We start from the raw sequence: 17,106 nt of genomic DNA, 5'->3' as shown, positions 1-17,106 counted from the left end.
GTCCGGGGCTGCTCTTAACGCCCCCTAACCACCAGCGAAGACGGCGCACTACCCAGCGCCTGCCAGCTAGGCCGGTACATGGACTCCACCTGCGGTGGCGGTACGCGGTAGCTGCCAGGCGTCACCGCACGGGCCAGATAAAGCAGATGGGTGGTGCCGTAGCCTTCCACGTCTACCGCCGCCACGTAGCGATCACCGCGGTATTCCTGGTGCTTGATCCGCGCGTTCTGCATGGAGCGGCGCCATTCCTTGACGTTGCTGCCGGCGTCATCGAGGCTCGCCGCGCTTTGCGCCAGGTTCTGGTTTTCCAGCTCCAGACCGGCCGGCAGCAGGTCGACCACCAGGGCATCCGGCACGCGCTGCTTGGCGCGCACGGCCAGGTGCACCAGTACCAGTTCGCCGCTGTCCAGGCGCTGCAGATCCAGCGGACGGCCATCCATGCCGAGGTACTCGCGCTCGATGCTGAGGTTCTCACCACCGGCGCGCGGCGCCTGGCTCGGGTAACCGGACAGGGTCAGCTGCTGATACAGGGTGGCGCTGCCAGCGTTGCTCACGCTCAGCGGCTCTGCCAGCTCCGCACGCTCCAGCTTGATGCCGGGCTGCTGGTTGCTCAGGTCGAACTGGAAGGTGCCGCTGGCCAGTTTGGCGCTCCAGGCCTGCTCGGGTTTGCCGAGAATGCCGCGACCAGCGAGGAACAGCGAGTTGCGTTCCTGAGTCGACAGCCAGCGCTGGCCAGCCAGCTCATCCGCCAGGTTGAACAGCCGCTTTTCGCGCTGGCCGGCAGCCAGGTCGTGCTCCTCCAGCAGGGCGAGGATCAGCGCCTGGTCACGCAGCGGACTGCCGTAATCGGCCATCCAGCGCTCAGCATCACGCTGTTGGATCAAGCCCTGATTCAGCGCCTGCTCGGCACGCGGCGCATCGCCCATCAGTTTCAGCGCAGCAGCCAGTTGGACCAGGGGCAGGCCGGAGCGGGCGTCGTTGCGACGGTCGAACAGACTGCGCAGCGCACCCAGCGGCGCCTGCTGGCTGCGCGCCAGCACATAGCCTGCGTAGGCCTGCACGGCGAAGCGGGTGTGGGCGAAGTCCTGGCTGTAGCTGGCTTCGATCAGGCTGCTCTGCTGCAGGTAGCGCAGCAGGCGGTCGGTGGCCTTCTTCAAGGCTTCCTGCGGCACCCCGAAACCTTGCTCGCGGGCACGCAGGAGGAAGTCGGTGACATAGGCAGTGAGCCAATACTCCTCTTCGCTCTCGGCGCTCCACAGGCCGAAGCCACCATTGTGGCGCTGCATGCCGAGCAGCCGCTCGATACCCAGCTCGATGCTCTTGCGCCGCTGTTCGTCCGGCTCGCCTTCCAGGCCGAGACGCTTGAGGCTCGCAGCGTCGGCGTAAAGTGACGGGTACAGGCCACTGGTGGTCTGCTCCAGGCAGCCGTAGGGGTATGCCTTGAGTGCACGAATCTGCTCACCGAGGTTGAGCGGCGGCCGGCTCGACAGCGCCAGCACGGCCTCCAGCCCGGCCGGTTCGAACTGATTGAGGGTGCCAGCCGGCATGCTCCATGGCTCGCCCTCTCCCAGTACCGCACGGAAGTGCTGCAGTTGCGCCGGGTAGGCCGGGCGAATACCCAGCGTCCACTCGCGGCTGAAGTCACCCAGTGACTCGTTCGGCAGCGCCAGGCCTTGTACCTCGACATGGATACGCCCCTGCCCCAGGCCACCTTCGGCCCGTACCGGGATGCGCAGGGTGGTGCGCTCGCCGTCCTTCAGGCTGATCGGCGATTCACCCTTGCCGAGCAGGCGCAGTTGCCCCTCGACGTCGAGTTGCACATCGAGTTTCTGCTCGCTGCCGGACAGGTTGGTCAGGTCCAGCGCCAGGGTGGTTTCGTCACCACCGGCGAGGAAGCGCGGCATCGACAGCTCGGCGATCAGCGGCGCGGCGACGACCGTCTTGGCCTCGGCCATACCGAAGCGCTCGTCGGTCCAGGCTTGCGCCATCAGGCGCAGCTCGCCATTGAAGTCGGGGATATCCAGGCTGACTTCGCCTTCGCCCTTGTCATCGAGCTTCAGCGCATCGCTCTGCAGCGCGACGATCAGCACGCTGGTATCCGGGCGTTTGCCGCCGGCGGCGAGGCCGGCGTCACCGCCGAAGGCCAGGCTGGCAACGCGCCCCTGCGCTTCGATCAGTTGCCCGTAAATATCCAGCTGGTCGGCGCCATAGGCCTTGCGCCCGAAGAACGTGGTGAACGGATCGGGGGTGGCGTAGCTGGTGATGTTGAGGATACCCACATCGACCGCTGCGACCAGCACATGCACCGTCTCGGGGATGCTGCCATCGGCGTTGCGCGCGCTGACCTTGACCTTCAGCGGCTGCTTCGGACGCATCTTCTCCGGCGCCTGCAGGCTCACCGCCAACTTGCGTGGAGCGCGCTCCAGTGGCAGGTGCAGCAGGCCAACGGCACGCTTGGGCGTGACCTGCGCCTTGCGCTCGCCAGGGCGAATCACCAGGGCGCTGAGGTACAGGTCATGACGCGCCCATTTTTCGTCGATAGGCAGCTCGAAGGTCTTGCCTTCGGCCGGCACGCTGATTTCCTGCCACCACAGCGGCCCCTCGCTGGACTCGACCAGCAGGTAGCCGTTGCCGGCAGCCGGCGGGGTGACGGTGATCTTGGCCACGTCGCCAGCGGCGTAGGCAGGTTTGTCCAGCGCCAGCTTGACCTGGTCCGGGCGCACCGCACCACCATCGGCGTTGTCCTGCCAGCGGTAGCCGGCCCAGAAGCGCAGGCTGCTGACCAGGCCGGTCTGGTTGTCCACCACCTCGACCCGATACGGGCCCCACTCCACCGGGAAGCTGACCTTGGCGGTGCCGCCGGCAGCGACCTTCAGCGGCTCGTCGCTGAGGGTGAGGAATTTCTCGTTGTAGTTGTGGCGCCAGCCCTCGCCGTCGGAGAAGCTCCAGAAATAGTCGCGACGCTCACGCACCAGGCGCACATTGAGGTTGTCGGCGGCCAGCTTGTTGCCGGCGGCATCGGCCACGAGGATTTCGAATTCGGCCAGGCTGTCGGCATCGACTTCTTCGCCGTCGAACAGCCCACGCAGGCCCGGCAAACGTTCGGCCGGCCATACCGGCTGAACGATGCGGCGGGTGATCGGGCGGCCGCCGGACTCCTGCAGGCTGGCCTGCAAGATCAGGCGCAGCGGCGACTTGGCGTCGCTCCAGCGATTTTCCGGGCGCAACACGGCACGCCCTTCATCGTCCAGGTTCTGTTCGTCGAGTTCCTGATCCTGGCTCAGCTCGGCCTCGGTGATGTCGCCGAACTGATAACCCGGCAGGCTGTCCACGGCTTCGCGCAGCGGGCGCACGTAGAGTTGCCCGGTCAGACGGTTGCCAGCGGCCGGAGCACCGTACAGGTAACGCCCGGTCACCGCGAATTCGGCGCTGTCGCCCGGCGCGTAGGGCTGATCCTGGCCCTTGAGTTCCAGAGCCATGCGCTCGGGCAAAAAGTCCTCGACGAGAAACTCATAGAGCTGCGGGTTGCCGTCACCCAGGTCGAGCAGCAGCTGCCAGCGGCCGGTCGGCGCCTCTTCGGCCAGCGGCAGCTGGTATTGATAGAGGCCATCATCACCGGCATTCCAGACGAACTTGCGGCTGATCTGCTCATCCGGGCGGCGTACCTCGACGCTGACCGGCTGCGCCTTGACCGGGCTGCCGTCGGCATCACGCAGCAAGCCATTGAGCAGGACGGTCTCGCCAGGGCGATACAGATCGCGCGGGCCGAACACGAAGAACTGCAGGGCATGCGCTTTCGGGCCGGTGATGTCGAACTCGGCCAGGTCCAGCGCTGGCGTGTTCAGGCGCAGCAGGCTGGTCTGCTCGTTCTGCTTGGCCAGCAGCACCTGGGCCTTGGCTGGCAGCGGCATCTGCGCATGGCCAGCCGAATCGGTCTTGCCTTCGGCGAGCAGCGCGCCGTCACCGTCGAGCAACTCCAACTGCACGCCGGACTGCGCCTTGCCACCTTCCAGTGCCTGGGTGAAGACATCGAGACGGTCGCGATAGCGATGCGCGGACAGGCCGATATCGCTCAGGGAGAACAGCGTAGCCGGCTGTGAATAGCTGTAACTGCCGGCCTCACGCATCACCGCCAGGTACACGCCCGGCTGCTTGAACGGCTCCAGGCCGGCGATGGGCAGCAGCAGGGTCTCGCGGGTATTGCGCGCCGGATTCAGGTCGAAGCGGCCGCCGTAGACCAGATCGGCCATCGGCAGCAGCTCGCGCGCTTCCCAGGTATCCAGGTTGCTGGCTCGGCCCCAGCGCGACAGGAAGTTCGGCAGCGCCTCGGGCTTGATGCGGAAGAACTCGACATTGACCTTGTCGACGTTCAGGGCGATCACCGGCAGGCCTTCGGCCAGCCTTGTCGGCAGCAGCGAGCCACGGCTGGCAAAACCGACACTGGCCTGCAGGTCACGGGTTTCGAAGCGGCTGACATGTTCGGCGGCGAGCTTGCCGCCATTGATCGATTTGAGCCCGGCATCGATGGTCAGCACCAGTTTGCGCTTGGGCTCCAGGTGACGCAGGCGCAGTTCGCTGAGGTTGTCGGTCAGCTCCCAGGCGCCATCGACCTTGCCTGAGACGCTGTCGACCAGATGCAGGCGCTCGGCGAAGGGCTGCTCGGGGTCCAGCGGAATGGAGAAGGTCACCGACAGCGCACTAGCACCGTCGAGCTGTACCTCGGAGACGTCGACCACCTCCAGCTCGCTTCCGGCGTAGCGCTTGGCCAGCGCCTCGCGGTCGACCGCAGGCGCGGGTGCCTGCGGCTGTTGCGCAGCAGGGGCAGCGGGGGTCACCGTGGCTGGGGGTTCAGAAGAATCGCAGGCGCTGAGCAGGGTCAGTGGCAGCGTAAGTGCGAGGGCCAGAAGCAGTCCTTTGTTCGGCATTGCGGGCTCCGGAATCAGGGGGCGCAGAAGCCGACAACTATAGCTGAGGCGCACTGGCAGCGACGAGCCATCCCGACGAATTCGCCAAGCCACTCACACTCCTGAGGCGATGTGCGGCTACGCCAGCCCTGTGCCTATAATCGGCGCTTTGCTGGAACGGAAGCCCCCATGTACGCCCTGTTCGAAGCCTGGCGCCACGCGCCGACCCAGAGAAAGGTCTGGGCACTGGCCGCACCGATGATTCTCTCCAACCTGTCGGTGCCCATGGTGGCGCTGGTCGATACCGCCGTGGTCGGCCACCTGCCGCATGCGCATCAATTGGCGGCCGTGGCAGTGGGCGGCAGCCTCTACACCCTGCTGACCTGGGCCATGGGCTTTCTGCGCATGGGCAGTACCGGTTTCGCAGCCCAGGCCGCTGGCCGCGAGGATGGCGGCGCACTGCGCCAGGTGCTGGTGCAAGGGCTCGGGCTGGGCGTGCTCCTGGCCTTGGTGCTGGCGCTGCTGGCACTGCCGCTGAGCGGTTTGGCGCTGAGCCTGATGCAGCCTTCTGCCGAGCTGGACCAGCTGGCACGCCAGTACTTTCAGATTCGCCTGTTCGGCCTGCCGGCCAGCCTGGCGACCTACGCCCTGATCGGCTGGCTACTCGGCACACAGAGCGCCCGCGGGCCGCTGGCCATCCTGATGACCGCCAACCTGATCAATGTGGCGCTCGACCTGTTATTCGTACTGGGTCTCGAGTGGGGCGTAGCCGGCGCGGCCTGGGCGTCGGTGATCGCCGAATGGAGCGGTGCCCTGCTCGGCCTGTGGCTGGCCCGTGGCGCGCTTGCAGGCTATCCTGGCCGCCTCAACGTCAGCGCACTGAAGCGCTGGAGCAGCTGGCGCCCGTTACTGGCGGTCAACCGCGACATCTTCATCCGTACCCTGGCGCTGCAGCTGGTGTTCTTCCTGATCACGGTCAAAGGCACACGCCTGGGCGATGCCACGGTGGCGGCCAACGCACTGCTGCTCAATGGCCTGACTTTGACCGCCTACGCCCTCGACGGCCTGGCGCATGCCGTCGAGGCCCTGTGCGGCCATGCCCTGGGCGCGCGTGATCGCGATGCGCTGCGCCGCTCACTGCTGGTGGCCGGAGGCTGGTCACTGCTGGCCAGCCTCGTCTTCGCGCTGTTTTTCCTATTTGGCGGGCACTGGTTCGTTGGCATGCTCACCAATATCGCCGAAGTACGCGAGCTGGCGCTGATCTTCCTGCCGTATCTGGCCGCGCTGCCACTGCTGGCGGTATGGAGTTACCTGCTCGACGGCCTGTTCATCGGCGCCACCCGCGCACGCGAGATGCGCGACGCCATGCTCATCGCCCTGGCCTTGGCCTTGCCGCTGGCCTGGTGGTTGCAAAGTCTGGGCAATCACGGGTTATGGTTGGCATTTCTGGCGTTCATGGGGCTGCGAAGCCTGATTCTCGGGGTCTATGCTTGGAACATGAATCGTCGCAACCTGTGGTTCCCCGACGGAGAGGTCACCCATGCTCAGTGCACCGCTACCCGCGAATGAAGCTGAACGCCTGCAGGCCCTGGAAAGCCTGGAAATACTCGATACGCCGGCCGACCCCTACCTGGATGCAGTCACCCGCCTGGCCCGCGACCTGTTCGGGGTCAAGACGGCGCTGATCAGCCTGATCGACACTGACCGTCAGTGGTTCAAGAGCCGGCAGGGCCTGGATGTCGCCGAAACACCGCGCTCGGTGTCGTTCTGCGGCCACGCGATCCTGCAGAGCGAGCCAATGGTGGTCGAGGATAGCCACCGCGACAGCCGCTTCTGCGACAACCCACTGGTGCAGAGCGCGCCTCACGTGCGTTTTTATGCCGGTCATCCGCTGTTCGATGCCCAGCACCAGGCGCTCGGCACGCTCTGCCTGCTCGACCCGGCGACGCGCCGTCTCAAACGCAAGGAGCTACTGCAGCTCAGGGACCTGGCCTATCTGGTGCAAGGTTACCTGCAACTGCGCCAGCGCGCGCACCAGGCTGATCAGTTGCGCGATGCACTCGATCGCGAACAGCGCAAAGGCATGCTCGACCCGCTGACGCAGCTATGGAATCGCGCCGGGCTCCTGCATTTTCTCCCGCTGGAGCAGGCGGTAGCCGAACGCAGCGGCTTGCAGGTCGGCCTGATCTACTGCGACCTGGACCACTTCAAGCGGGTCAACGACGAACATGGCCACGATGCTGGCGATCATGTGCTGTGGGAAAGCGCACGGCGCATGAGCGCGGCGGTGCGACCGCAGGATGTGGTCACGCGCAACGGCGGCGAGGAGTTCGTCATCCTGGCGCTGGTTCATGATGAACAGGGGCTGCTGCAGGTCGCCGAGCGCATTCGCCTGGCCATCGCCGAACAACCGATGACGGTCGACGATGCCCAACTGCAGCAGACCGCCAGCCTCGGCTGTACTTTGCTCGGCTCCGGCGAGAACAGCACAGTCGCACTCAAGCGCGCCGATCAGGCGCTCTACCGAGCCAAGCACGGTGGCCGCAACCGCACCGAACTCGCCCCCTCCCCCCACTGAGAGGAAGCCCGCATGGCGGCCGCATTCGTTGCCTATCTGCACTACCTGTCGATCTTCGCCCTGTTCGCCTTGCTCAGCATCGAACACGTGCTATTCAAGGCGCCGCTGGATCTTTCCCGAGCACGCAGCCTGATGCTCACCGATCTGGCCTACGGCATCTGCGCCGTTCTGGTGCTGGCCACGGGTATCGCCCGCGTGCTGTGGTTCGGCAAGGGTACCGCCTACTACATGAGCAACAGCCTGTTCCATGCCAAGGTCGGCCTGTTCATCCTCGTCGGTGTGCTGTCGATCCTGCCCACGCTGGTGTTCATCAAGTGGCGCAAGACCGTGAAGGCAGGCCAGGTGCCCGAGCCGAGCGTTCAGCAGGTGCACCTGGTGACCTGGAGCATTCGCCTGGAACTGCTGGCGTTGCTGTTCATTCCGCTGCTGGCCACCCTGATGGCGCGCGGCTATGGCGTGATTGCGGCAGGCTAGCGATCAAAGACGCATGCCGATGGCCAGCCGGTTCAGCCCACTCATCAAGGCTACGGCGATGGTCAGATCGGAGATTTCTCTGGGCGAGAAATGCGCCTCCAGCGGCCGATAATCGTCATCGCCGGCGTGGCTGCTGGCGATCTCGCTCAGCGACTCGGCCCAGGCCAGTGCCGCCTTTTCACGTGCGTCGAAATGCCGGCTCACCCGCCAACCTGCCAGGCTGTCCAGTTTGATCTGCGGCACGCCTTCCTCGCGCAGTGACTGGCTGTGCTTCTCCAGGCAATAGGCACAGCCGTTGATCTGCGAGACGCGCAGGTAGAGCAGCTCGACCAACGCCTTGCCCAGCGGGCCGCACTCCAGCGCTGCCTTGGTGGCGAGCAGGCCCTGCATGGCCTCGGCAGATAGTTCGTAATAGGGCTGACGCAATGTGCTCATGGCTGTACTCCTGAAGAGACGAGATAGGGGTTGCAATCCAGTTGTTCGCGCGCCTGCGCCAGCACTGCTTCGGCGTGTTGCTGACCCCGCACCAGCCCCTGCAGGTGGATGAACTCCAGGTCGTGAATGCCGATGGTGCTCAGCACATGACGCAGATACGCGGTGAGGAAATCCGGCTGGCGTGCCTGCTCACCGCGGTAGTAGCCGCCCGAGCTGACCACCACGAAGGTCGGTCGATCCGCCAGCAGTCCTACCTTGCCGACGTCGGTGGCGGCAAAGCTGCGGCCGATGCGCAGCACATAGTCGATCCACAGCTTGAGCGCGGCCGGCACGCTGAAGTTGTGCATCGGCGTGGCGATGACCAGGTAATCGCTGCTTTCCAACTCCTGGATCAGTGCCTCGGAAACCTTCAGCGCCGGGTCGTCGTTCGGCGCCCGCGCCACCAGCGCTGCAGCATAGTCGCCAGTCAGCGCTGGCAAGGGCTCGTGGGCCAGGTCACGCTCCAGCAGCTGCACCTCGGAATGACGCCGGCGCAAGCGCCCGGCCAACTCCCGAGCCAGCACGCTGGCGCGACTCTGGCGACCATGGGGGCTGCAATGCAGCAAGAGGATTCGTTGCATCTCAAAGTGCCTCGCGAAAGTGCATGCCAATGCCCAGCAAGCCCTGACGGTAGTAAAAGCGCTGCCCGCGCGCATTGCCTAACCCGGTATCCAGCACCAGGTTGACGCAGCCCAGGCTGCGCGCCTGTGCCCTTGCCTCGTTCAGCAGGCGCTCGCCGATCCCCTGGCTACGCAGGTCCTCACGAATCACCAGGTCATCGACATAGAAGAAGCGCCCATGCAGCAGGTTCTCCTGCAAGCGGCAACCGGCCAGGCCCAGCACCTCCTCACCAGCACGCGCTGCCAGCAGGCGATATCCCTGCGCGGCCTGGCGTTGCAGGCGCTGCAAAAAGTCATCGGCGCCGCTCAGGTGTGGGCGCAGAACACGCATCAGCGGGAAGCAGGCGCGTAACGCGTGCGGGTCGACGAGCCAGTCGTAACGGCAATCAGTGGCGAGGGTCATGGCGGTTCTCCAGCGAAGATGCCGCCACTTTAGGCAGAGCATGGCATAGTCAACAGAGCCAAGACATTGCCAATCGAATAGGACATGTATATGTACAGCATTCGCCTCACGCCCGAGCGCGACCAAGCCACGCCGATCTACCTGCAGCTCTACCAGCGCCTGCGCAAGGCCATCGGCGAGGGCCGTCTGCAGCCCGGTGAGCGCGTGCCGTCAGTACGCGCGCTGGCCAGCGAGCTGAACCTGGCGCGCGGCACGGTGGAGGCGGCCTATCAATTGCTGGTCGGCGAAGGTTATCTGCTGCCACGCGGCCCAGCCGGCACCGTAGTTTCGCCGCAACTACCCCACGCGCCGACGAGCGCGGCCATTGCGCCCCGCCCCCAGACACCATCACGCTCAGGCAGTGGCCCAGCCAGCGAGGCCTTGCCCTTTCAGCTCGGTCTGCCGGCGCTGGATGCCTTCCCACGCAAACTGTGGAGTCGGCTCGGCGCGCGTCACTTGCGCCAGTTGGGGCCCACTGATCTCGACTACCCGGACTCACAGGGCCTGCCAGCCCTGCGCCGCAGTCTGGTGCGCTACCTGGGCGTGTCGCGCGGCATCGCCTGCGAACCGCAGCAGGTGTTCATCACCGCCGGCTATCGCAGTGCACTGCTGCTGATTCGTCGCGCGCTGCTGCAGGCGGGCGACGCCTGCTGGTTCGAAGACCCTGGCTACTTCAAGGCACGCGAAGTACTCGGAGGCGCCGACCTGCGACTCATCCCGCTGCCCGTGGATGAACAGGGCCTGCGGGTGGACGAGGGCCAGCGACTCGCCGCTGATGCCCGCTGCGCGCTGGTCACGCCGTCGCACCAGAGCCCGCTCGGTGTGTCCTTGAGCCTGCCCCGGCGCCTGGCCCTGCTGGACTGGGCGCAGGCCAGCCAGGCCTGGATCATCGAAGACGATTACGACAGCGAATACCGCTACGTCGGCCGACCACTACCAGCGCTGAAGAGCCTCGATCACCACGGCCGCGTGCTGTATTGCGGCACCTTCAGCAAGGTGCTGTTCCCCGGCCTGCGCCTCGCCTACCTGGTGGTGCCGCCGGCACAGGTGGAGCGCTTCGCCGCCTGCGCGCGCACCTTCGATCATGGCTGCCCCGCATTGGCGCAGGCCATCGCCGCGGACTTTCTCGACCAGGGTCATTTCGCTCGCCACCTGAAACGCATGCGCGCGCTGTATGCGCAGCGTCGCGGCTTTCTGGCAACGGCACTGGAGCTGGTATTCGGTTCAGCCTTGTCGGTGGAGTTGCAGGCCGGCGGCATTCACCTGCTGGCCCGCCTCGATGCGGTGCAAGATGACGTCGCCCTTGCTGCCCGCGCGCAAACTGCGGGGCTGGCGGTAATGGCCTTGTCGCAATGGGCGCGCAAGCATCCCTGCGGCAGCGGGTTGCTGCTGGGTTTCACCAATATCGCCAGCGCAGAGCAGGCATTGCACCTGGCCCGGCGGCTGGCGACGGCGCTCGATCAGGACGCCAGGTAGGACGAGCGGGTCAGGCCCAGACGCAGTGCATCGAGGAACTGCGTGCGCTCGCGGGGGCTGATCTTGGCGCTGGCCACCTTGTCGCGGTAGTGGGTCATCAGCTCCTCGGGCGACAGGTGCACGTAGCGCAGCATGTCCTCGATGGTGTCGTGGGTCTCGATGCCGGCATGCACCACGCTGCCGTCGGCGGCCTGGTAGATGTTCACCGAGTCGGTGTCGCCGAACAGGTTGTGCATGTCACCGAGGATCTCCTGGTAGGCACCGACCAGGAAGATGCCCAGCACGTAGTCCTCGCCCTCGCGAATCTCGTGCACCGGCAGGCTGGTCTCGATCGACTGCTCGTCGACGTACTGGCGAATCTTGCCGTCGGAGTCGCAGGTCAGGTCCTGCAGCACCGCACGGCGCAGCGGCTCCTCGTCCAGGCGCGAGAGCGGCAGGATCGGCAGGATCTGGCCGATGGCCCAGGTATCCGGCAGGCTCTGGAATACCGAGAAGTTGCAGATGTACTTGTCGGCGAGCTTGTCGTTGAGCTCGTCGAGCACGGCGCGGTGCGAGCGCTGGCGCGCCTTGAGCTGATTGTGCAGGCGCCGGCAGATGGCGAAGTAGCACTGCTCGGCCAGGGCCTTCTGCGCCAGGCTCAGCTTGCTGGCCGAATACTGCGCAGCCACTTCCTCGATGTAGTGGGTGGCACGCCAGTAGGTCTCGGCGACCATTTCCGGGTCGCTGTCGTCGAGCAGTTCGATCAGCCAGTGCAGCACCTCCGGCTGCTCCACGTCCGGGTCGATCTCCGGCACCTTGTCGTTGTGGCGCTCGACATCGGTGACCTGCACCAGCAGCACGGCGTGGTGCGCGGTCATGGCCCGGCCGCTCTCGGAGAAGATGTGCGGATGGGGGATTTCCTGGCGGTCGCAGAATTCCTTGAGCATGTCGACCACGGCATCGGCGTAGTCCTGCATGTCGTAGTTGATCGAGCTGGCGTTGCGCGAATGGGTGCCGTCGTAGTCCACGCCAAGGCCGCCACCGACGTCGATGTGATCGACCGGCAGGCCCATGGCGCGCAGCTCGCCGTAGTAACGAATGGCCTCACGGAACCCCTTGCGGTAATCGGCGATGTTGGCGATCTGCGAGCCCATGTGGAAGTGCAGCAGGCGGATGCCCTGATCCAGCCCGGCGTCGCGAAAGCGCTCGACCACCGAGAGAATCTGCGCAGCGGACAGACCGAACTTGGACTTCTCACCGCCAGTGTCGGCCCACTTGGAGGATGCCAGCGAGGACAGGCGCACGCGCAGACCGATCTGCGGCGCGACCTTGAGCTCGGCGGCCTCCTCGATCACCAGGGCGACTTCCGACTCCTTCTCGATGACGATGAACACGTTGTGACCGAGCTTCTGCCCCACCAGCGCCAGGCGGATGAACTCGCGATCCTTGTACCCGTTGCAGACGATGGTGCCGCCCTTCGGTGCCAGCGCCAGCACGGCCAGCAGTTCGGGCTTGGAGCCGGCTTCGAGACCGATGGACACGTTCTGCGTGGCGATGATGTTCTCGATCACCGCCTCCTGCTGGTTGACCTTGATCGGGTACAGGGCGGTGTAGCGGCTCTGATATTCCAGGCGCTGGATGCTGGCATCGAAGGCGCCGGTCAGGCGCCGTACGCGATCCTGAAGGATGTCCGGGAAACGCACCAGCAGCGGCAGCGACAAGCCGCTCTGACGCAGTTCGTCGACTTGCTGATAAAGATCGATGGGCTGGCTTTCCGGCCCGTTGGGACGCACTTCGATACGTCCGGCATCGTTGATCGAAAAATAACCGGCGCCCCAGTGGCGAATGCCATAGACACTGCGGCTATCGGCTACGGTCCATTGGCTGCCGTCGTCTTTGCGGGTGCGTCGTGCGGACATTGGGTTCTCCCATGAGAAAAGCCTGACCTTGCTGGCGGCCAGTGTAGAAATTATGAAAACAAGATGACGTTTGCTCGGCGGTTGACCGTACGAGCATCATCGAAGTTTAGAAAAGGGCGTTTCAGCCGCCAGACTTCTTCGCGGTAAAGCCGCGCTTGCTCAGCTCGGCCAACAACAGCTCGACGTGATCACCCTGGATCTCGATCACACCGTCCTTGAGCGCACCGCCCGTGCCGCAGCGTTTCTTCAGTGCGCTGGCCAGCTCCTTGAGCGGTTCCTCGGCCAGTGGTACGCCACTCACTGTGGTGACGGTCTTGCCGCCGCGCCCCTTGGTTTCACGGCGCACACGGGCGATACCATCGCCTTCGGGAATACGCGCCTGCTTGCAGATGCAGGCATCGGCAGGCTGGTTGCAATCCGGGCAATGGCGACCGCCATCGGTGGAATAGACGAGACCGCTCAGGGCGGAGAATGAAGAGGCTTTCTTGACCACCGGCTTGTCCTCGTAGGGGTCAGGATAGCGACTGGCTGAACGGGTTCAGCCGCGAAGCCCCACTCAGGCAGGGGCAGCGCAGGCGGACTGGCGTCCGCCAAAAGGCCGCGCAGTTTAACGGGAAAGACCGGGCTTGCTAAGACCAAATTTGCGTCATTGTGCGGCACTTTGGCGACGCTGTTCGCCATCACACACGCAGCGCTCGGAACGCCTTACGATCTTGCCGCCAGGTACCTCTCCAGAGCCGCCAATGAATCCGGGCAATACAGCAGACGATGGGTTTCCTCCAGCGCCTGCTCGACGCTGATGAAGCGGGCCTCCAGCACTTCTTCGGGCTGCAGCACCAGCGGCGCGTCGGACACCGCCGAATAAGCCATACACCACAGGCGGCTTTCCGGGGCGTCATAGAGAAAGTGCGCATGCTCTACCAGTTCGGCATCGACGATACCCAGCTCCTCGGCCAGCTCGCGCTCGGCAGAGAGCCGGTAGTCCTCCCCCTCGAGCACCATGCCGCCGGCCGCGACGTCCCAATACCCGGGATACAGCGCCTTGCTCATGGTGCGCCGGTGCACGCACAGTTTGCCGGCAGTGTTGAACAGGAGGATGTAGGTGCCACGCCCGATCAGCCGGCGCTCGCGCAACTCGGCGCGGGAAACGCCGCCCAAGGGCTGATCGTTCTCATCGACCCAGGCAACCTGCTCCTGATCCGAAGCGGCGCGATGCGCCGCCTCGGTCGCCGAGAACGCTTCCATCAACCCTGGCTCAGCAACTGACGCAGGTCGATCAGGCCAGCGTTGGCACGGGAGATGTAGTTGGCCATCACCAGCGAGTGGTTGGCGAGAATGCCGTAGCCACTGCCGTTGAGGATCATCGGGCTCCACAAGGTGGCCTGCGCCGCCTCTAGCTCACGGATGATCTGGCGCACGCTGACGGTGGCGTTCTTCTTCGCCAGTACGTCGGCGAAGTCCACCTCGACAGCGCGCAGCAGGTGCGCCAGCGCCCAGGCCTGACCGCGCGCTTCGTAGAACACGTTGTCGATCTGCAACCACGGCGTCTCGTATACGCCGCCCTCGCCGACCAGACCGGATTCCTCGGCATCGTTGCCCACCTTCAGGTTCTCGCTCAGGCGCACCTGGCCGACGCTGGCAGACAGGCGCTGCGACAGAGAACCGAGACGCGTACCCGCATCACCAAGCCAGTTGTTGAGGTTGTCGGCACGTGCGTAGAACTGGGCATTCTTCTGAGCCGGATCGGACAGACGAGCCAGGTAACGGTCCAGCGACTTGATGCCGTCGCGGTATTCGGACTCGGAGGCCGGCAGGGCCCAGCTCTTGTTATCGAAGTGAAAGCGCGGCTCAGCCTTTGCCAGATCCGGGTCTTCGGTGGACTGCGACTGCGAACGGGAGAAGTCCTTGCGCAGCGCACGGGAGAAATCACGCACCTGCACCAGTACGCCGTATTCCCAGCTCGGCATGTTGTCCAGCCACAGACCGGGCGGCGCGAGGTCGTTGGACAGGTAGCCACCCGGCTTGTCGAGCAGCGTGCTGGCGACCTGCTTGAGGGTCGCCACCGTGGTGTAACCGGTCACCATCTGCCGCTGCGCCTGCTGCGCCGAGCTTTCGGCGTTCTGCTGCACCTGGAACGCAGACGGCTCCTGACTCCAGTACCAGCCGACCACCAGGGCGATCAGCAGATAGACACCGATCAGGCCGCCCAGTGCTCGAGCGATCAGGCTGCCGCGGCTGCGGCTGCCCCCTGCTGCCTTATCGGTGCTGCCCTGCGAGTTCGTCGAGCGATTCTTCCAGTCCAGCATGACAGTGTCCTTTTCAAACGAATTCGAGTGTTCGACCACAACCTGGCCAACGGGTTGCGACCTAATCCGCACTATAAGGCAAGCCCACTGCAAAACGCATGGCGCAGGAGCAAACTTACCGCTGGTACGGGAAATCTACATTTCTGTCGCCTATTCGACAGAAATACGGTCGCCAATTGATCGACGGCAATGCCAGCGCTTTCAGCAAGTGATAGCATCAAGCCACCACTGACTTAACCACTTACAGAAGTCGGCCCATGACCGAGCAACCGGATCCCAGTCGCGATCGCCTCAAGCATCACTTCGCCCAGCGCGTGATTCATCAATCGCGCCAGGTGCTGGAAGTATGGCAACGCCTGCAGCGCAGCGAATGGAACGACGCCGGCATGGCCGAGCTGACCGAGGCCAACCTGCGCCTGCTGCGTTACGCTGAGCGCTTCGAGCAGGTCGAGCATGCACAGCTGGCGCAGAACATCGGCGCCAGCCTCGGCGAGGTGGTGGAGAACCGCGGCCGCCTCAACAGTACCCTGATCGCTCGCCTCAACCAGGCCATGCAGCGCCTTTCGCGCACGGGTCTGCGACATAGCGATGCCTTCGAGCAAACCTTCCTGCCGCCGCTGCGCAAACCCGTCTACCTCGCCCTGCAGGATGCCCAGCGCGCCGAGCGCCTGGCCCAACAGCTCGAGTTCTTCGGTCTGAGCGCGCAGGCACTGAGCGACGAGCGCGCCTTCCGCGCCGCCATCACCGAACGCCACCCCGCCGCCATCGTCATGGATGTCGACTTCGCCGGCGCCGGGCTGGAGCTGGCCAATTCGCTGCAAGAAGGACTGGAGCAGAAGATTCCACTGCTGTTCTTCAGCCACTGCGATACCGACACACCGACACGCCTGGCTGCCGTACGCGCCGGCGGCCAGGAGTTCTTCACCGGTTCACTGGACGCCTCGAGCCTGCTCGAGCGCATCGAAGTGCTGACCCACGTCTCCCAGTACGACCCATACAAGGTACTGATCGTCGACGACTCCAAGGCCCAGGCGACCCACACCGAACGCGTGCTCAACAGCGCTGGCATCCTCACTCATACCCTCACCGAACCGATCCTGGCGATGGATGCCTTGGCCGAGTTCCAGCCGGATCTGATCATCCTCGACATGTACATGCCCGAGTGCAACGGCACCGAGCTGGCCAAGGTGATCCGCCACAACGACCGTTACGTGAGCGTGCCGATCATCTACCTGTCGGCCGAGGACGACCTCGACAAGCAGCTCGACGCCATGAGCGAGGGCGGCGACGACTTCCTCACCAAACCGATCAAGCCACGCCACCTGATCGCCACCGTGCGCAACCGCGCCGCGCGTGCGCGCAACCTCAAGGCGCGCATGGTGCGTGACAGCCTGACCGGCCTGTACAACCACACCCACACCCTGCAACTGCTCGATGACGCCTGCTACCGCGCGCGCCGTGAAAACCAGCCGCTAGCCTTCGCCATGCTCGATATCGACCACTTCAAGAGGGTCAACGACACCTACGGCCACCCCATGGGTGACCGGGTGATCAAGAGCCTGGCGCTGTTCCTCAAACAGCGTCTGCGCAAGACGGATCATATCGGCCGTTACGGCGGCGAAGAGTTCGCCGTGGTGCTGCCGGATACCGACGAACAATCGGCGCTCAGAGTCCTGGAAGAAATTCGCCAGCGCTTCGCCGAAATTCACTACCCGGCCCAACCACAGGACCTGTCCTGCGCCTTCAGCTGCGGTATCGCCATGCTGCAACCGGGCCTCGACAGCAACGCGCTGTCCAAACGCGCCGATGAAGCGCTTTACAAGGCCAAGCACGGCGGGCGCAACCGCTCAGAGCTGTACAAAGACGATTGATGCACCCCTCCAGAACGTGACGCAGCGCACAGCGTCATCAGGCTGTAACCGAAACGCAATAAC

General features: G+C 64.9%; 13 protein-coding genes. 5 read left to right on the top strand and 8 right to left on the bottom strand.

Features of this window, described 5'->3' with window-relative positions:
* Nucleotides 1-14: 14 nt before the first annotated feature.
* The gene (locus PCLY_RS14970; protein ID WP_061240439.1) at nt 15-4,925 is read right to left on the bottom strand and encodes an alpha-2-macroglobulin family protein; all 4,911 of its coding nucleotides are present in this window, start codon (nt 4,923-4,925) and stop codon (nt 15-17) included.
* Nucleotides 4,926-5,093: 168 nt separating this feature from the next.
* On the opposite strand from PCLY_RS14970, the gene PCLY_RS14965 reads away from it, so the two are divergent.
* From PCLY_RS14965 to PCLY_RS14955, 3 genes are read left to right on the top strand one after another with little or no spacing between them, the layout of a single operon-like run.
* The gene (locus tag PCLY_RS14965) at nt 5,094-6,473 is read left to right on the top strand and encodes an MATE family efflux transporter (protein WP_061240438.1); all 1,380 of its coding nucleotides are present in this window, start codon (nt 5,094-5,096) and stop codon (nt 6,471-6,473) included.
* Complete coding sequence (locus PCLY_RS14960) at nt 6,445-7,482, top strand: GGDEF domain-containing protein (RefSeq protein WP_061240437.1); 1,038 nt, start codon at nt 6,445-6,447, stop codon at nt 7,480-7,482. Before PCLY_RS14965 ends, PCLY_RS14960 begins: the two co-directional genes overlap by 29 nt.
* A 12-nt stretch (nt 7,483-7,494) precedes the next feature.
* A complete protein-coding gene (locus PCLY_RS14955) occupies nt 7,495-7,956 on the top strand; it encodes a DUF2214 family protein (protein WP_061240436.1) in 462 nt (153 codons plus the stop codon).
* A 3-nt stretch (nt 7,957-7,959) separates the two neighbouring features.
* Here the strand turns inward: PCLY_RS14955 and PCLY_RS14950 are convergent, their stop codons facing one another.
* The 3 genes from PCLY_RS14950 to PCLY_RS14940 are packed head-to-tail and all read right to left on the bottom strand — an operon-like array spanning nt 7,960 to nt 9,453.
* Nucleotides 7,960-8,391, bottom strand: a complete 432-nt coding sequence (locus PCLY_RS14950; protein WP_061240435.1) for a carboxymuconolactone decarboxylase family protein — start codon at nt 8,389-8,391, stop codon at nt 7,960-7,962.
* Nucleotides 8,388-9,011, bottom strand: coding sequence for an FMN-dependent NADH-azoreductase (locus PCLY_RS14945; protein WP_061240434.1), 624 nt, complete (start codon nt 9,009-9,011; stop codon nt 8,388-8,390). Before PCLY_RS14945 ends, PCLY_RS14950 begins: the two co-directional genes overlap by 4 nt.
* Nucleotide 9,012: 1 nt before the next feature.
* Nucleotides 9,013-9,453: a GNAT family N-acetyltransferase gene (locus PCLY_RS14940; RefSeq protein ID WP_061240433.1), complete on the bottom strand. Its 441-nt coding sequence runs from the start codon at nt 9,451-9,453 to the stop codon at nt 9,013-9,015.
* 90 nt (nt 9,454-9,543) lie between these two features.
* Between PCLY_RS14940 and pdxR the strand changes: the two genes are divergently transcribed.
* Entirely contained in the window at nt 9,544-10,968 is a 1,425-nt protein-coding gene (gene pdxR, locus PCLY_RS14935; protein ID WP_061240696.1) for a MocR-like pyridoxine biosynthesis transcription factor PdxR, read from the top strand.
* Here the strand turns inward: pdxR and speA are convergent.
* From speA to PCLY_RS14915, 4 genes are all read right to left on the bottom strand, one after another.
* The gene (gene speA / locus PCLY_RS14930) at nt 10,953-12,866 is read right to left on the bottom strand and encodes an arginine decarboxylase (protein WP_061240432.1); all 1,914 of its coding nucleotides are present in this window, start codon (nt 12,864-12,866) and stop codon (nt 10,953-10,955) included. The two genes, pdxR and speA, sit on opposite strands and share 16 nt — an antisense overlap.
* A 121-nt stretch (nt 12,867-12,987) precedes the next feature.
* Nucleotides 12,988-13,359 carry a translation initiation factor Sui1 gene (locus PCLY_RS14925; RefSeq protein ID WP_061240431.1) on the bottom strand — a complete coding sequence of 124 codons (372 nt, stop codon included), beginning with the start codon at nt 13,357-13,359 and terminating at the stop codon, nt 12,988-12,990.
* A gap of 212 nt (nt 13,360-13,571) precedes the next feature.
* Entirely contained in the window at nt 13,572-14,111 is a 540-nt protein-coding gene (locus PCLY_RS14920; RefSeq protein ID WP_061240430.1) for an NUDIX hydrolase, read from the bottom strand.
* Nucleotides 14,111-15,172: a DUF2333 family protein gene (locus tag PCLY_RS14915; RefSeq protein WP_061240429.1), complete on the bottom strand. Its 1,062-nt coding sequence runs from the start codon at nt 15,170-15,172 to the stop codon at nt 14,111-14,113. The genes PCLY_RS14920 and PCLY_RS14915 overlap by 1 nt, the downstream gene beginning before the upstream one ends.
* 257 nt (nt 15,173-15,429) lie before the next feature.
* Here PCLY_RS14915 and PCLY_RS14910 point away from each other — a divergent pair, with 257 nt between their 5' ends.
* Complete coding sequence (locus PCLY_RS14910; RefSeq protein ID WP_061240428.1) at nt 15,430-17,043, top strand: response regulator; 1,614 nt, start codon at nt 15,430-15,432, stop codon at nt 17,041-17,043.
* Nucleotides 17,044-17,106: the final 63 nt, after the last annotated feature.

The organism is Ectopseudomonas composti (genome assembly GCF_001567565.1).
GTDB classification, from domain to species: Bacteria; Pseudomonadota; Gammaproteobacteria; order Pseudomonadales; family Pseudomonadaceae; genus Aquipseudomonas; species Aquipseudomonas composti_A.
The sequence above is the reverse complement of the archived record's forward strand: the minus strand, read 5'-3'. Positions and strand labels throughout refer to the sequence as shown.

Coding starts and splice junctions, on each gene's coding strand:
- PCLY_RS14970 (WP_061240439.1), bottom strand. CDS start 4,925: ATGCCGAACAAAGGACTGCTTCTGGCCCTCGCACTTACGCTGCCACTG.
- PCLY_RS14965 (WP_061240438.1), top strand. CDS start 5,094: ATGTACGCCCTGTTCGAAGCCTGGCGCCACGCGCCGACCCAGAGAAAG.
- PCLY_RS14960 (WP_061240437.1), top strand. CDS start 6,445: ATGCTCAGTGCACCGCTACCCGCGAATGAAGCTGAACGCCTGCAGGCC.
- PCLY_RS14955 (WP_061240436.1), top strand. CDS start 7,495: ATGGCGGCCGCATTCGTTGCCTATCTGCACTACCTGTCGATCTTCGCC.
- PCLY_RS14950 (WP_061240435.1), bottom strand. CDS start 8,391: ATGAGCACATTGCGTCAGCCCTATTACGAACTATCTGCCGAGGCCATG.
- PCLY_RS14945 (WP_061240434.1), bottom strand. CDS start 9,011: ATGCAACGAATCCTCTTGCTGCATTGCAGCCCCCATGGTCGCCAGAGT.
- PCLY_RS14940 (WP_061240433.1), bottom strand. CDS start 9,453: ATGACCCTCGCCACTGATTGCCGTTACGACTGGCTCGTCGACCCGCAC.
- pdxR (WP_061240696.1), top strand. CDS start 9,544: ATGTACAGCATTCGCCTCACGCCCGAGCGCGACCAAGCCACGCCGATC.
- speA (WP_061240432.1), bottom strand. CDS start 12,866: ATGTCCGCACGACGCACCCGCAAAGACGACGGCAGCCAATGGACCGTA.
- PCLY_RS14920 (WP_061240430.1), bottom strand. CDS start 14,111: ATGGAAGCGTTCTCGGCGACCGAGGCGGCGCATCGCGCCGCTTCGGAT.
- PCLY_RS14915 (WP_061240429.1), bottom strand. CDS start 15,172: ATGCTGGACTGGAAGAATCGCTCGACGAACTCGCAGGGCAGCACCGAT.
- PCLY_RS14910 (WP_061240428.1), top strand. CDS start 15,430: ATGACCGAGCAACCGGATCCCAGTCGCGATCGCCTCAAGCATCACTTC.